Source organism: Filimonas effusa (genome assembly GCF_004118675.1).
In the GTDB taxonomy this organism is placed as follows: Bacteria; Bacteroidota; Bacteroidia; order Chitinophagales; family Chitinophagaceae; genus Filimonas; species Filimonas effusa.
Map to the genome: position 1 here is coordinate 1,083,004 of NZ_SDHZ01000001.1, position 14,597 is coordinate 1,097,600.

Annotated in this window: 12 protein-coding genes; 5 read left to right on the forward strand and 7 right to left on the reverse strand. The window is 45.4% G+C overall.

The genetic code is table 11. The annotated features are described in order from the left end of the window. Window positions 1-20: 20 nt before the first annotated feature. From ESB13_RS03955 to ESB13_RS03965, 3 genes are read left to right on the forward strand one after another with little or no spacing between them, the layout of a single operon-like run. The gene (locus tag ESB13_RS03955; protein WP_129001725.1) at window positions 21-860 is read left to right on the forward strand and encodes a hypothetical protein; all 840 of its coding nucleotides are present in this window, start codon (window positions 21-23) and stop codon (window positions 858-860) included. A gap of 17 nt (window positions 861-877) precedes the next feature. After that, on the forward strand, window positions 878-1,276 hold the full coding sequence (locus tag ESB13_RS03960) for a hypothetical protein (RefSeq protein ID WP_129001726.1): 399 nt from the start codon (window positions 878-880) through the stop codon (window positions 1,274-1,276). A gap of 29 nt (window positions 1,277-1,305) precedes the next feature. Beyond that, window positions 1,306-1,842, forward strand: coding sequence for a hypothetical protein (locus ESB13_RS03965; RefSeq protein WP_129001727.1), 537 nt, complete (start codon window positions 1,306-1,308; stop codon window positions 1,840-1,842). A gap of 68 nt (window positions 1,843-1,910) precedes the next feature. Here ESB13_RS03965 and ESB13_RS24160 read toward each other — a convergent pair whose 3' ends face one another. After that, entirely contained in the window at window positions 1,911-3,878 is a 1,968-nt protein-coding gene (locus ESB13_RS24160; RefSeq protein ID WP_164974087.1) for a DUF7151 family protein, read from the reverse strand. 27 nt (window positions 3,879-3,905) lie between these two features. Further along, the gene (locus ESB13_RS03975; protein WP_129001728.1) at window positions 3,906-5,282 is read right to left on the reverse strand and encodes a T9SS type A sorting domain-containing protein; all 1,377 of its coding nucleotides are present in this window, start codon (window positions 5,280-5,282) and stop codon (window positions 3,906-3,908) included. A gap of 387 nt (window positions 5,283-5,669) precedes the next feature. Here ESB13_RS03975 and ESB13_RS03980 point away from each other — a divergent pair, with 387 nt between their 5' ends. Further along, on the forward strand, window positions 5,670-8,210 hold the full coding sequence (locus tag ESB13_RS03980; RefSeq protein ID WP_129001729.1) for a helix-turn-helix domain-containing protein: 2,541 nt from the start codon (window positions 5,670-5,672) through the stop codon (window positions 8,208-8,210). A gap of 210 nt (window positions 8,211-8,420) precedes the next feature. Here the strand turns inward: ESB13_RS03980 and ESB13_RS03985 are convergent, their stop codons facing one another. Continuing rightward, window positions 8,421-9,173, reverse strand: coding sequence for a LytR/AlgR family response regulator transcription factor (locus tag ESB13_RS03985; RefSeq protein WP_129001730.1), 753 nt, complete (start codon window positions 9,171-9,173; stop codon window positions 8,421-8,423). Between the two features lie 2 nt (window positions 9,174-9,175). Continuing rightward, complete coding sequence (locus ESB13_RS03990; protein ID WP_129001731.1) at window positions 9,176-10,201, reverse strand: sensor histidine kinase; 1,026 nt, start codon at window positions 10,199-10,201, stop codon at window positions 9,176-9,178. A 200-nt stretch (window positions 10,202-10,401) separates the two neighbouring features. On the opposite strand from ESB13_RS03990, the gene ESB13_RS03995 reads away from it, so the two are divergent. Further along, on the forward strand, window positions 10,402-11,304 hold the full coding sequence (locus ESB13_RS03995) for a DUF6268 family outer membrane beta-barrel protein (protein ID WP_129001732.1): 903 nt from the start codon (window positions 10,402-10,404) through the stop codon (window positions 11,302-11,304). Between the two features lie 87 nt (window positions 11,305-11,391). On the opposite strand, the gene ESB13_RS23900 is transcribed toward ESB13_RS03995, so the two are convergent. From ESB13_RS23900 to ESB13_RS04010, 3 genes are all read right to left on the reverse strand, one after another. Further along, window positions 11,392-12,837, reverse strand: coding sequence for an endonuclease/exonuclease/phosphatase family protein (locus ESB13_RS23900; RefSeq protein WP_220399541.1), 1,446 nt, complete (start codon window positions 12,835-12,837; stop codon window positions 11,392-11,394). A gap of 79 nt (window positions 12,838-12,916) precedes the next feature. Next, the gene (locus ESB13_RS04005) at window positions 12,917-13,975 is read right to left on the reverse strand and encodes a FecR family protein (protein WP_129001733.1); all 1,059 of its coding nucleotides are present in this window, start codon (window positions 13,973-13,975) and stop codon (window positions 12,917-12,919) included. Window positions 13,976-14,047: 72 nt separating this feature from the next. Further along, window positions 14,048-14,590 (reverse strand): RNA polymerase sigma factor, encoded by a 543-nt coding sequence (locus tag ESB13_RS04010; protein ID WP_129001734.1) that lies wholly within the window; start codon window positions 14,588-14,590, stop codon window positions 14,048-14,050. Between the last annotated feature and the right edge of the window lie 7 nt (window positions 14,591-14,597).

A 14,597-nucleotide genomic window follows, 5' to 3' on the forward strand; every position in this document is an offset into this window, starting at 1 on the left:
CATAAAAATACCAGCTAACAATGGCACAGGAAATCACTATAATCATGTTGATAGATATTCCGGCAGCAATACAGCAGGGAACGTTGGACGGTAATATCTATATGGTCGATAACCTTAAAACCGAAGGCTCGGAGAACGAAGCCACCGGTAAACTTATTTCCGCAGTGAATGGCACGTATTGGGCTACTGGCGCACAGGCCAGCGAACAATTGATCAATTGGCTGCCCTACAGCGTTTCTTGCTTGTCGCCCAATCTGCCAAGGTTTTATGCGCAGGATCGTCTCGAAAAAACAAATGACCGCTTACTGGGGCTGCTGAGAAGTAGTTCCGGGCAAAATCAAACGATGCTCTTACAGGATGCAGTGGCGGCGGCTCCCTTAACAGTGCCTGCCCTGAGTACAGTAGCGGACAAACAGGGCGCACCAATAACAAATGAATTGCCCCTGATGGATGTAAGAGGAAAGTTCTTGACGGTAAACGAAGTAGAACCCGTACTGTTGAAATTTTCGTCTGATGAAAACGGGAACGAAGCGGTGGACATTTCTTCCCTAAGTTACCTCGCTCCTCAGATCTATAACATCACGGGGGAAGCGGTCGATAAAGGCGTCATCTACCCAGCACAATATGGCTCACCCGCGCCTATTAAAGGGGGATGGTACTGGTGTGCATCTGTTAATACTTATATGATTGGCACCTATTCCTACACCATGCACATCACTCTCTATAAACCAGAGGTCAACGGAACGAATGTCGTATGGACGCCGGTTAATTTTACGTACGACGCCAGGATAAAAGTCACAAGCGACGTTATGAGAAACGGCTTCACAGGCGCAGGTCTGGGAATGCTCCCCATTGTGTAATCATAAATCATCACCAAATGAAACCGAAAGAAATTATCATAATGTCGCTTGTCGATGTGGTAGGCGCATTGGCCAGCGATAATATAAAAGGCAACCTCTATCTCTTCGATAACAATAAATCCGATGGCTCTTTAGACGAAGGTACCGGTGTGCTGAAAACAAAAGTAAAAACCGGCGATGTTCTCATATGGACGATCATGTCCATGGAACCCGAATCCTACGCTGCCATTAGTAACATCACGATCGATCCGGAAGTTTGCAGCCCCGTAACGGAAATGTATCCCGATTCCGATGTGTCTTACTGGCAAGCGACGGTGCTGAAAGAGGTCACATCTGTTCCTTATAAAATAACCTTCGAAGTAGGTGTAAAAAAACAACAGGTAGAAACAAGGGAAACGCCTTCATTGATTGGTTAATGTAATTACCATACTCCAAAATTATTATAATGACGCATCAAAAATCAAATGATACAGGTCTCTTTGCTTTTAACTCTGTCCAGTTGAACCTGGTCACATTTGTTGACGTGGCGGCAGCCAATGCTTATCAAACACTGGATGGCAATGTTTTTATGATGGATAATTGCATCGACAGCACCCATCAGGGCACCGATCACCTGCAAACCGTTTGTAAACAAGGGCAGATCCTGAACTGGATCATCTTCTCGATGGACGCAGCCCAGCGTCCCGACGGCTCCTTCCCGCCAATGGCAAGGATCAATAATATTGTACTGCTCAATGAAAACGGTACCGATGTCGCAAGCGATCCAATCTTCAGGGAACTGAAAATTCTCGGCGGCCCCGACAAAATTCGTTCTAAATACACTTCCGTATATAGCTACTGGGCAGGAGCGTTGTTGACCGATATACCAGTGGGCGTCTACAAATACAGGTTCATACTGGAACTGCCTACCGAAGACCCTACGAAGAAAAACTACTTCAATCTCAACACGCCTTCACTGAAAATAATAGATATAGCTGGTTAAATAAAAACAGGCATAAAAAAAGAGGTTGTATCAATTGATGCAACCTCTTTTTGTTTTAAGATAATTTATTACAATTTAGTGATAGTGAAGATGGTGGCGCCTCCTGCTACTAGCGTTTGCTGGGTGCTGGCATTGAAATTATACGCTCCTACCTTTATAACGGTATTGGCTGTTAAGTGTTTCACCGTTGTAAGCGTAGATCTGGAAATATAAGTGCCATAGCTCGTGTTACTGGCTTGAACACTCAGGTCTGGAGCCGGGTTGCCATTTATATATAGGATAATGGGTATTTGAGGTACTGCGGTGCCTACAAAATTTACCACTATCATATAGTTTCCTTCGGTACCAACAGTATAACTGAGAGTACCTGTATTATAAGAGCCCACCGTTGGTGATACCGTTACAGAAGTAAACTGAACATCGGTAGTACTTGAAGTAGCTAATGTTTGGTTAGAGGTTAGTGTTGCAATAAGTTCTACGCCGGTACTGCTGCCGCCACCGCCACTTGGCGTAGACCAGCTACCGTCTCCTCTTAAATAAGTGGTAGCGTCTTTAGTGCCGCTAGCTGATATTTTAGCAACCGTAACAGCGTTATTGGCTATCGTTGTTACGCCTGTTGAAGAAAGCGTTACATCTCCCGATATGCTTACAGGATTGGTTGGTGCATAAGGAGCAGAAGTTCCTGTTACATAAACCTGGGTACTGCCAGTGCCATTGGCAAAGCCAGATCCAGTAGCGCCCGTCGCCCCTGCCGGTCCCTGGGCCCCCGTCGGTCCTGTTGCTCCCGCTGCACCTGTAGCCCCTGCTGGTCCTGTTGCTCCCGTTGGTCCTGCCTCACCGGTCGCACCCTGAATCCCTTGAATACCCTGGGGACCCTGAGGCCCTGTCGGTCCCGTTGCTCCCGCTGCACCTGTAGCTCCAGTGGGTCCTGTTGCTCCTGCTGGTCCTGCCGCACCCGTCGCACCCTGAATTCCTTGAGCACCTGTTGCTCCGGTTACACCTTGAATCCCTTGAATACCTTGAGGTCCTTGGGCCCCTGTCGGTCCTGTTGCTCCTGCTGCTCCCGCCGCACCTGTAGCTCCAGTGGGGCCGGTTGCCCCTGCTGGTCCTGCCGCACCCGTCGCACCCTGAATTCCTTGAGCACCTGTTGCTCCGGTTACACCTTGAATACCTTGAGGTCCTTGGGCCCCTGTCGGTCCTGTTGCCCCTGCTGGTCCTGCCGCACCGGTCGCTCCCACTGCACCTGTAGCTCCAGTGGGGCCGGTTGCCCCTGCTGGTCCTGCCGCACCCGTCGCACCCTGAATCCCTTGAGCACCTGTTGCTCCGGTTACACCTTGAATCCCTTGAATACCTTGAGGTCCCTGAGGCCCTGTCGGTCCTGTTGCTCCTGCTGGTCCTGCCGCACCGGTCGCACCCTGAATTCCTTGAGCTCCTGTAGCACCTGTTGCTCCAGTAAGACCTGTAGGCCCTACCGCTCCCGTAGCGCCTGTCGCGCCGGTAGCTCCGGTAGCACCCTGAATACCTTGAGGGCCTGTTGCGCCGGTAGCACCGGTAGGCCCCACAGGACCCGGTACGCCGCTACATATGTAAATGGTGAAATTGATATTGATCTCACTTGCATCAAGTACCCCGTTATTATTCGCGTCAACACCTACTTCTATTTTAGAACCGCCGGTAGAACAGTTCTGTCCTGCAGGCTCTGCTGTCGTCTTAACAAGTGCATTGGATCCCTTTTCCCCGGCAGGCCCCATCGCCCCCAGGTATTGCCAGTCAGGTGTCGTGGCCGATCCTTTGTTGAAATAAAAGCCTGAAGTGCCGTCTGTCTGATAAATGAGCAGGCCCGTAGCAGGGCTCACAATAGCAAGTCGTTGCGTGGCAAGCATTCGTGGGATCAATAAACCTTTTACGGTGCTTTTTACATCCAGCATGGCACTGTTATCTGGTGTAGAACCATCACCATTAACACCTACGTTTTGCGCAGTCGTCAACAGCGAGAATAGCAGTAAAAGGGCTAGGATAGGTAGTTTTAATTGCATGTTTTTCAGAATAGATGATTGACGTGATTATTGCTTAAGTATTTTGTATGCCTGCTTAGCGATACCAATAAGGCGTACATAATAGGTTCCTCTTGCTACATGGCTGATATCACAGCTTATCAGGTTAGCACCTGTTAAAGCATTCATCTCGGCTTGCGCTACTATACTGCCAAGGTTGTCCAGCACCTGCAGTACAACACGCTGGTTTTTGACGCTGCTGAAACGCACATTTACCGGGCCGTAACTCGGACTGGGATATATACTCAGCACTTCGCTTGGATAACCTTCAGGAGCAACGGATATGATGTTAGAGTAACGGAAACTGCCATCTTTGAAGATTACTTTATAACGATAATATCTCGGACTGGTACCAAAATAAGGGCCTTTAAGTGGCTCCGGATCTGTGTAATTATAATCATTGGGCGTAGCTACCGTGCCTGCTGCCGGCACATTGGCAAACCGCTGGAAGCCACTGTTGCCTACCGCTCTTTCCAATTCAAAACGGTCGGCATTTATTTCATAGAACGTGCCCCAGCGAAGTAAAGCCCTGCTATCTACCGGGGTTACTGTAAAGTACGAAGAACGCGCAGGATCCGAAATGGTACTGGCCGGCACAAATACGCCCGCAAGCGCAGCGCCATTGACTTCTACATAGTTGGCGATAGGATCCGTGAAACTTTTTATCTCAAGCTCCCCGCCAGGTGTAACAGATGTAACCGAATATACCCCCAGCTCACTCTCACTCACACCGCCCAGCTCTTCATCAAAATAATGAAAACGCAGCGTGGCATTTTCACCTATGTTGTTGGCAGCAGTAATATCGTAATACCGGTGTATACCAAAGCCGCCCGATAATTGACGGGACTGATGCCCTCTTTTAAGTGTTACCAGTCCGGGGTTGGCCGACGCAGTTATTTCAAGTCCTATATTGCCCGGGTTTGCCTTGTTGGGAGCATTTAATATAGCAGAACTGATTAAGTATCCGCCATTAGGACCTATCACTCTTGATGCTGGCTTTTCCCCGGTTAATGAACCCGTTGCACCTAGGTCAAGATCAAACCCATTCAGGTTCAAATGCCCGGTTTCCATAGTAAGCGAGTGAGTTACGCCCACATTATGTCCCAATGTTATAAAGCTGCCGGGTTTATTAACTGTCAGATTGTAAAAAGAAGAAGTGGAAGCGCCTGAAAGGGAAGCTGTAGAGGTACCTGTAAAAACAATAGTTCCCGTACTTGCATTAAAGCTCCCTGAGTTGTTAATGCCGCCATTGTTAATCACAATACTCGTGGCACCATTGACAACAATATTGCTACCATTACTAATGACAAGTCCCTGGGAAAAAAGGAAATTAAATTGGTGGAAAGCAATCAGTGTTATAGGTAAAAGCAAAAGTTTGGTTTTCATATTTTGTTAACGGCTGGTTAGGTTTGATTTGATAAAAATATGTTATTATATTTTATAAACTAATTTATTTTAAGAATTATTTTATCATAATCGTCAGAAACATAAATACTTTACCATTAAATAAATGATTGTATAATAACGGACAGCTTGCACTGCGCAATTAATGCAATAACATCAATGTTGTGTTCTTTCTTTTTAAAAGGCTTTAAATCGCTAAGTCTATACTGGAAATGGATTAACGCAACAACACTGATCTTTCGTTTGCTTTGCCTTTTTATTCTCTGCCGGCACATGCGCTGCCTTTATCCGGCTTTTGGCTGCAAATCTCTCTTTCAATATATTTACTGCCAGGGCTTACCATCATCATTTTTACAAGCCCCCTTGCCGATGAATCGATTGATAATAACAATATCCCTGCTGGTAACGGCATTGATTGCCAAAGCAAATGACTTTGTATTCACACCTGTTGATGTATCACATGGATTAAGCGATAATCAGGTACGTTACATCCTGCAGTTGCACGACGGCAGAATGGTATTTACAACAAGCGGGAACCTTAACTTGTTTAATGGTGCACAGTTCAAATACATTCACCGGAAAGAAGAACATGTGTACCCGCTTAAAAACTACAACGGTCACTACCGCGTTTATCAGCAGGGCGATTCTCTTCTATGGATCAAAGACGCACACAAGTTAATGTGCGTTAATCTATATCAGGAAAACTATAGATCCGGTCTCGATGTTCATCTTAAAAAACTGGGCTTGCCGCAGCCGGCAGAGGATCTCTTTGTCGATGCAGAACAGCGCCTCTGGCTATTAAGTGCCGGCAAATTATGGTGTAACAGCGCCATGCAGCAACCATTGGATCTATCCGGTAACGAGGGCGCACTGCAAGACCTGATGGCAGATAAAAATAGCCTGTACCTGTTTTATAATACCGGCGAAATAATAGTTTACAACCTCGAAACAGGTAAACCACGCTGCAGGAAAGCGGCTTATCCTAAAGAGCAGCAGCCATTTTTTAAAAACACCTCCCTGGTGGTCAAAGGGAAAAATGGATTCTACCAGCTTCGTAACGGCAGCAAAGGCGGCCTCTTCTTTTTCAATCTTCAGCAATGTACCTGGGAAAAGATCCTGGAAACAAACTACACGCTTAATACATTGGTAGTTAAAGATGAAACCGCTTACGTCAGTTGTACAAATGGATTCTGGATCTTGGATCGTAGTAAGGGAACACAAGAATACCTTCCCACATTGAAAACTGTCGACGGCAAAATTATCGATACCGAGATCAGTACGCTCTTTTACGATAAACAGGGGGGATTCTGGCTTGGCACGCTCAATCAGGGACTGTTATACTATCATCCCGGTAGGTATAAACTCTCTTACATAGGGCGTCCATATTTTCCGGCGTCATCCACAAAAGATCTTATAGTACAGGCGTTTGCCGAAGACCGGAAAGGAAATATCTTCATAAAATGCAGTTCAGGAATTTATAATTACCACCCGGCTTCCGGGAGCAGGTCATTAACCCGGGTTGCAACCTCTGTTGTATCGAAAGAGATCCTGGATAAGCTTTACCAGGATCCCGGACAAAACAACCCATATACCGATAGCCGCGGATGGAAATGGATCGCAACAAAAGATGGCCTGAAACTTGGCAGACCCGGTGAGGCCCCAATTACTTATTACACAGAACAGGGCCTGGCTAATAACTTCGTTCATGCCATCCTGGAAGACCGCAAACACCGTCTTTGGATAACTACAAGTTATGGTCTCTCCAAAATAGAGATAGATCCCGCAGATAATAAAGCGCATTTTACCAATTTCAATACCTACGACGGCGCACTCGAAGGTGAATATTCCGGCGGCGCCGCATTCGAGTCCGCCAACGGCACACTTTACTTTGGAGGCATCAATGGCTTTAATATCCTGAACCCTGACCAGATCGCCGCTCTCCGTCAATCGTTCCAACCAGTATTTACCAATCTCTTCCTGAAAGGGGATAAAGTTGAGCCGGGAAGATCTTACGACAATAATATTATCCTTTCCCGGGCAACACCCTACACGCAGCAAATAAACCTTGCTTACAATCAGAATTTTCTGACATTCGAGTTTTCAGGTGTCAACTACCTGAATCCCTCACAAACCCGCTATCGGTATCGCCTCCAGGGTATCGACGCCGGCTGGCGCGAAGCTACAGGAAGCCAGCAGGCAGATGCCAGTGGTATCCTTCGTATTTCCTATACTAATCTGCCCCCGGGTAAATACGTGCTTAAGGTAAGCACAGGCAACCAGCAGGAGACTGGTACTACCCTGACAATTACGATCCGCCCCCCGTGGTGGAAAACAACCTCCGCCTATACCTTATATATAATAGCCGTCATTACCATACTGGCCGGGGGGATATGGTGTTATACCCGTTTTACCCGCAAACGCATGGAGCGGCTTCATAAAGAAGACATCCTGCTGCTGCGCATCCGTAGTCTGATAGAACAATGCAGGCTGCTGGAAGAAGAACGAGAAACCCGTTCCGTTCAAACTGATGCCGATGAAAAACACGCGGAAGAAACAACTCCACTCAGCCCGGCCGACGCGGCATTCCTGGCAAAGGCAATAGAACAGGTGGAAAAGAACCTGGAAGAACCAGGTTATTCCGTAGAAATGCTGAGCCGTGATCTTTGTATGGATCGCACCGGGCTCTACCGCAAACTAATTGCCCTGCTCGATAAATCACCCTCCCTATTCATTCGTAACATCCGTTTGCAAAATGCCGCCCGCCTCATACTCGAAGAGGAGCTTCCTATCGCCGCCATTGCCGGAAAAGTAGGCTTTAACAGTGCAAGCTATCTAAGTAAATGCTTCCAGGAAGTGTACGGCTGCCGACCCTCCGAATACGCAGCAAAAGCAAAGAAGAAATCAACTTAGTTTTGACGTATTCCTCTGGCCGGTATCAAATTTTAATTTAAATTGCATCCTCTTTTCGGGTCTTCGGGCCGGAATGGAAAAGGAGGTAGCGTAAATCTTGTTTAAAACAAAGTCAAATATCCGCAATGCCAGAGTAATACTGAGGGCTTAACGGATTAACCATTCTTTTTGAAACGAGTTGCATACCTCCTTTTTTATGTCTGCTCCTTTCTATTTACTTATCAGGTTCTTATACACTACCGCATTTAACAGGTCCTGCCGTTTCGGTTTTGCAATAGGCAAATGATGCCCGCTAATACTAACATGCCCACCCGAAATTTTATGAATATGCGATATGCTGATGAGGTACGACCGGTGTATCCTGAAAAAATGATCCTTGGGTAATATCTCCTCCAGCGAAGCCATCGTCTGATGAATGGTCAGTACCTTATCCTTAAAATACAATTTTACATAGTTCTGCATTCCCTCCGCATACAGAATGTCTTCCCAGGCTATCCGTAGAAAAGCGTCTCCCTGCCTGATATACATATTCGAAACAGTTCCTTCATGCTCATCTTTCAATATCAGTTGCGAACGAAACAGGGTTTGCGCTTTGGTCACCGCCTGGAAGAAACGCTGGAAAGCAATAGGCTTCAGCAAATAATCCACAACATGCAGCCTGAAGCCCTCAATAGCATATTCCGAATAGGCGGTGGTTATGATCGTTAACGGAGGCTTTTCAAGCGCTTCCAAAAATTCCAATCCTGAAAGATGAGGCATATTGATATCCAGGAACATAAGCTCTATCTCCGTTTTTTTGAGAATTTCTGCCGCCTCCAGCGCAGAGGAGCAGCAGGCGGTAGCTTCCAGGAAATCCAGCTTGTCTATATAATTCACAATCCCCTTTATGGCAATAGATTCATCATCAACGATCAAACATTTGATCCTGGAGGGAGTAACCTGCTTTGATATTAGTTCTGCCATTGTTATAATTGTATGATGAGTTTTGTTCGATAAACACGGTCGGTCTCCGCAACAGATAACTCATATTTCCCGGGATATAATATTTCAAGACGCTCCTTTGTGTTTTTAAGTCCCACACCGCCTGTATTCCTTTTCTTTATAGATAAGGTCGATTTTGAGTTCTCTACATGAAAACAGATCCTGCTCTCCGCTTGTTCAAAACCTATATGAATATAACCTTTTTCAAAATCAGATTTCGATACATGTTTAAACGCATTTTCAACGAACGTAATAAAAAGAAGTGCAGGTATCTCTTTCGTGGCATCTTCTATTTTCCACGAACTGGAAACGGTTAATTTGCCTTCCCATCGTATCTCTTCAATAGCAATAAAATCTTTTAAAAATTGAATATCCTGCTCCAGTGTTACATGCTGCCTGTCCCCGTTATACAACTGGTAACGTAATATTTCAGAATATTTGATGAGCAGATCAGAAGCAAGATCAACATCGCTTTGCATCAGGATATGAATATGGTTCAATACATTGAACATGAAATGGGGAGTGATCTGGTGCTGAAGCGTACGCAACTGGTACTCTATAAGTGTTTTCTTTAGCTTCAGGTTTTCCTGGAAGAACCGTACCCCGCAGATGCAAAGATTGATCGCAATTCCCGTTGGTATTAATACAAATACATAGTACGTCGGAATATTCATATTAAAATACTCCGAAAGTGGAAAGACGCCTTCATTTTCCAGGAATGCAAAAAGGTACATGTAAAGAAAACGTACCACCCCTATCAGAACAGAACATCCCAGGAATTGAAAAACAAAAACGACGACAGTTTTATGTTTGATGGCCTTAGGTAATAATGTGTTACTGAGATAGGTGGTGATCGGCGATACGGTCAGTAACGTTAATGTAGGATATAAAGTTGCTTCGGTCAGCGATGTTGTCTCGGGTATAACCTGTAGCCACAAAGCAAAAAATAACATGACCCAGCACGCCAGGATAGTGTAATTGTCTTTTATGCGCTCCTTTACGCTCAGCATGATCTTTTATTATGATAAAGCTTTTGTTTCCCCTGGAAAAGCAGGTCGTTTAGCGCCGGTAAAATTACCGGATAAATAACTGCAATGCATATCCGTTCGTCAAAGGCAAAGCTATGGTTCGTCAAAAAGAGTTCCCCAGGCCCCCTCGTACAGATAGTTTTGACAGCAAATCATTGACTATTCATTATAAAAGCATTGAAATGAAGAAGCTGTTGTTTATCATAGGCATCATTGCAGCATATCCTGGCCTTTACGCACAGGTGAAGCTTAAAACAGAATACTTTGGCAATTCAAAGTATCATTTGCCGGATGCCGATACCGGCAGAAATACAGGGAATGGCGAAGGTTCGGCAATTGTTTATCAGGGAAGCGTTAACATTCCTCTGTCCACAAAATTAAATGAAAACAAACGCCCCACGATGTGGGCAATCAATATAGGCGGCGCCTATGCCAGACTTAACAATAAGAATTTTACAGAACCACTGGTCGTCGATGAAATAATGAATCTTGGCGTAGGCCTTATTTATTTGAGGCCGCTAAAGGGTAAATGGTCTTTAATGACAACTATCGGCGGCGGTGTTTATATGCCAGGCACTAATTTCTCTCAAATGAAACTGAAAAACGTCCTGGCCAGTGGCGGCGCTGTTTTTATTTGCCATCTGAGGTCAAATCTCGATCTGGGGGGAGGGCTTGCCATAAATAACTCTTTTGGTTATCCAATGTTATTCCCGGCTTTTTACTTCAACTGGAAAACAGAAGGCAAATATGCGGTAAAGGTCTCTGCAATGAGAGGTTTGGAAATGGCGGTGGAATATAATGCAAACAAGAACCTGGCTTTAAGCTTTGTCTTCGAAATGAACGGACAAATGGCCCTCCTGGAACAGAACGGCGAAGACAAGATCTTCACACACCAATACCTCGTAATTGGTTTGCGCCCCGAAATTAAACTAGGCAGGGTATCGATACCCCTTACGGTAGGTTTTAACGCCACGCGTCCCGCCAGGATGATGGACAGAAAACTGAAAAGTATGTTTCAGGAAGAAGAAGGACACTATTTCCGTATAGCCCCCCATGCATCGCTGGGTTTAAATATTAAACTCTGATCCTCCAAACACCAATGCCGGGATGCTGTAATACAATATCCCGGCATGGTGGCTGTGGTCGCATCGCAGATGGAAACAGCTGCGTCATTAAAACCGGATAACGCAAACCACGGGGAAATGGTCCGACGGGAAACGCAGGTCCCTGGAATCTGTTAATACGGCATAGTTCAACACTTCTATATTGTCATTCACGAATACAAAATCTATCCGGCCTTCTGTAACCACCTTGGTCCAGTTATGATATTTGAAATCCTGGAAGGTGCTGTCGGGACCATAAGGCTGTGTTTGGGATACAAGTTTCGCATCCCGGAACTGCTTCACAATAGTACCGTAAGCGCTGGTCTCAGGACTTGAATTGAAATCGCCTGTGATAATAACAGGTGTGTTCCTGTCACTCAGCTGGTGTATCTTTTCAAGTATCATCTTAGCTGAATTTTCCCTCGCCAGAACACCTTCATTATCGAAATGGGTATTGAAAAAATAGAATTCCTTGCCGGTAGTTTTTTCGCTCAAACGCGCCCAGGTACAGATCCGGATATAAGCAGCGTCCCAACCCTTGGATGGTATCTCAGGCGTTGGCGATAACCAGAAATTCCCCGACTTAACCAGTTCATATTTCTCTTTATCGTAAAAGATAGCAGAAAACTCGCCGCCTTCTTTCCCATCATTTCTTCCAACGCCAACATGGGCATAAGTACCCATGGCATCCAGGTCACGCATCTGGTCGGCAAGCGCTTCCTGTACCCCAAATACATCGAACTGATGATACCTGATCAGGTCTTTCACCATTTCTTTACGGTGAGGCCAGGCATTGGCGCTGTCAAACGCAATGTTGAGACGCAGGTTAAAACTCGCAACTTTCATGGTGCTTATCACCTGTTCAACAAGATGGGGAGCAATAGCCTTCTGCCAGATGCGGTAGCCCGCCGGTTTCATGTGCAGCTGGTCTTCTCCGAAGATGGCGGCGTTGATAGAACCATCCGCACGTAACATCTTACTGTATACATCAATGAAAGAGGTATGGGGCTGCTTCAACAGAAATTGCTGGATCGCTTTGTTGCTTTTTTGTGTTTCAGCAAGCAGCCTTACCCGGCTGGGACTCGGTTTTATGGAAATATAGCTGATCGGAATGCCAGGCATTTTTTTCCGGATCAGGGAGAATAATGTCTGAAAACGTTTCAATAATAACGGCGCCTTTACAGTATCGGATGCCAGATCGTTCTCTCCGCAATAAATAACGATCTGTTTAGGACGATAAGCGAAAATAACGTCGTCGGCATAGTGAATAACATCCAACAAATTGCTCCCGCCAAAACCACGGTTGATAATGCGGTGCCCCGGAAACCAGTTGTTAATACCCTGCCAGTACGTGAAAGAAGAGCTCCCGATGAAAAGTATTTCATCGCCGGCCGGCGGATGGATCGCGTCCTGTTTTTTGAACGCCTGGATATCACTGTAATAAGGATATTGCTGTTGAGCATAGCTGGTGCCCAAAGCACAGATGCAGATAATGACAGCTAAAATTCTTTTCATGACAAATTGGTTAATAGTTTCGCTTTAGCATATAGTGTTTAAATGCTATCAACTTACCCCATCATGAAAGTTAAAAATTTTACCTGGAACTGCGGGTACGCATAATAATAGTGCTACTGTCCCGTTTCACTACTTCCGTATTCAGTATGGTCGAAAGAACAAAGAGGGCGTCGTCAAGCGTAGAGATAAGAATAGGGCCGTTCACGGTCCTGTTGCTTAACTCCCGGTCTTCTATAACGATCTTCTTGCCAAAATTGTCTTCCAGGTAAAGGAGTATCTCACTCACCTTGGGATCCTGTAAAATAAGCCGGCGGTTCTTCCATGCACTGAACTTTTCGGGCGAAGTGCTGTCGGTAAATGATCGCTCATCCCGGTCACTGTATGATACGATCTGCCCCGGGGTCATGATAATATCCTGCTGTTTGCCGTTGACGAAGGATAATTTTATTTTCCCGCTTTCCAGCACAATTTCGGTTTTGCTGCGCCTTTGCCTGATATCGAACACGGTTCCCAGAACTGTAACAGTAAGTGCCCTGGTATGTACAAGAAACTGCCTGGCTGTATGTGCCGGGTTGGTAATGTGTTTTACGTTGAAAAGCGCTTCCCCTTCCAGCCAAACCTCCCGGCTGCCGCCTTTATCCCAGTTATTACGGTAACTGATCTTTGAATTGGCATTCAGGTCAACCTGCGACCCATCCGGCAGCACTACCTGTTTTATTTCTCCGAAACCGGTACTGGCAACAATTTGCGCACCGTGTCCCTTGTTCAGCATAAACCAGGCGCCGACAACAAGCAATACACCCGTTACGGCTGCCGCAACCCTGAACAATACCCGGCGTGAAAGAATACGCACATTAACCGATGATTCCGGTAAGGCCTGTATGAGCACTAAATGCTTCTGCCAGCTTGTTTCTACCGCTTCTTCCGTTGGAGTATGGTTTACAAACGACAGATTTTTCAGGTATAAGCGGGCGTTTTCTATGGTTTCCTTTTGCTGGGGAATGGTGTCTATTACACGCTGCCAAAATGCTTCGCTATCCAACGACGGCTGGTACACCCATTCCTGGAAATAGGAATCCGCAAGAAAATCGCTTTCCTTATATTGAACATATTTATATGTTATCGATTCTCTTTTCATTCTATTATATAGTACCCTTTGTCGCCTGTTTTACCCCAAACAGTTTTATAAATTTTATATAAACAACAAATATTAGAAAAATAACAATAAGATCATAACCTGTTCTTTTAACGCCAAAAGACTCCTCGCTACTATCTTATAAGTGGCTTTAACCGATATATTAAGAATAGATGCAACTTCTTTATAAGATAACCCTTCGTAATATCTAAGGAATATGGCTTCCAGCTGGCGACCCGTCAGCGTCTTAACCGCTTTGCGCAGTTTGGCCTGCAATTCTTCATCCAGCTCCCGGCCCATGATCACATGTTCACTCGAAAACTCGTACTCTTCTTCTGCCGCCTCATTTAATACCATTTTGTCATGTTGCCTGATCTTTTTGATAAGGACGTAGCGGAAGGAGGAGTAGAGATAAAAATTAGGTGACGCTACGTGTGAAAGCTTATTCCGCCTATTCCACAGATCAAGGAAAACCTCTTGTATACTGTCTTCTATAAGGTGACTATTGCTGGTGAACTTTCTTCCGTAGTTGTAAAGCCGTTTATAATATTCTTTGTACAATCCGGAATAGGCATCAATATCGCCATTCATAATATGCTGAAAAACCGGATTGTCCATTTTAAAT

Bases quoted from the DNA above. Each gene is read 5' to 3' on its own strand.
- ESB13_RS03955 (WP_129001725.1), top strand. From the start codon at position 21: ATGGCACAGGAAATCACTATAATCATGTTGATAGATATTCCGGCAGCA.
- ESB13_RS03960 (WP_129001726.1), top strand. From the start codon at position 878: ATGAAACCGAAAGAAATTATCATAATGTCGCTTGTCGATGTGGTAGGC.
- ESB13_RS03965 (WP_129001727.1), top strand. From the start codon at position 1,306: ATGACGCATCAAAAATCAAATGATACAGGTCTCTTTGCTTTTAACTCT.
- ESB13_RS24160 (WP_164974087.1), bottom strand. From the start codon at position 3,878: ATGCAATTAAAACTACCTATCCTAGCCCTTTTACTGCTATTCTCGCTG.
- ESB13_RS03975 (WP_129001728.1), bottom strand. From the start codon at position 5,282: ATGAAAACCAAACTTTTGCTTTTACCTATAACACTGATTGCTTTCCAC.
- ESB13_RS03980 (WP_129001729.1), top strand. From the start codon at position 5,670: ATGAATCGATTGATAATAACAATATCCCTGCTGGTAACGGCATTGATT.
- ESB13_RS03985 (WP_129001730.1), bottom strand. From the start codon at position 9,173: ATGGCAGAACTAATATCAAAGCAGGTTACTCCCTCCAGGATCAAATGT.
- ESB13_RS03990 (WP_129001731.1), bottom strand. From the start codon at position 10,201: ATGCTGAGCGTAAAGGAGCGCATAAAAGACAATTACACTATCCTGGCG.
- ESB13_RS03995 (WP_129001732.1), top strand. From the start codon at position 10,402: ATGAAGAAGCTGTTGTTTATCATAGGCATCATTGCAGCATATCCTGGC.
- ESB13_RS23900 (WP_220399541.1), bottom strand. From the start codon at position 12,837: ATGAAAAGAATTTTAGCTGTCATTATCTGCATCTGTGCTTTGGGCACC.
- ESB13_RS04005 (WP_129001733.1), bottom strand. From the start codon at position 13,975: ATGAAAAGAGAATCGATAACATATAAATATGTTCAATATAAGGAAAGC.
- ESB13_RS04010 (WP_129001734.1), bottom strand. From the start codon at position 14,590: ATGGACAATCCGGTTTTTCAGCATATTATGAATGGCGATATTGATGCC.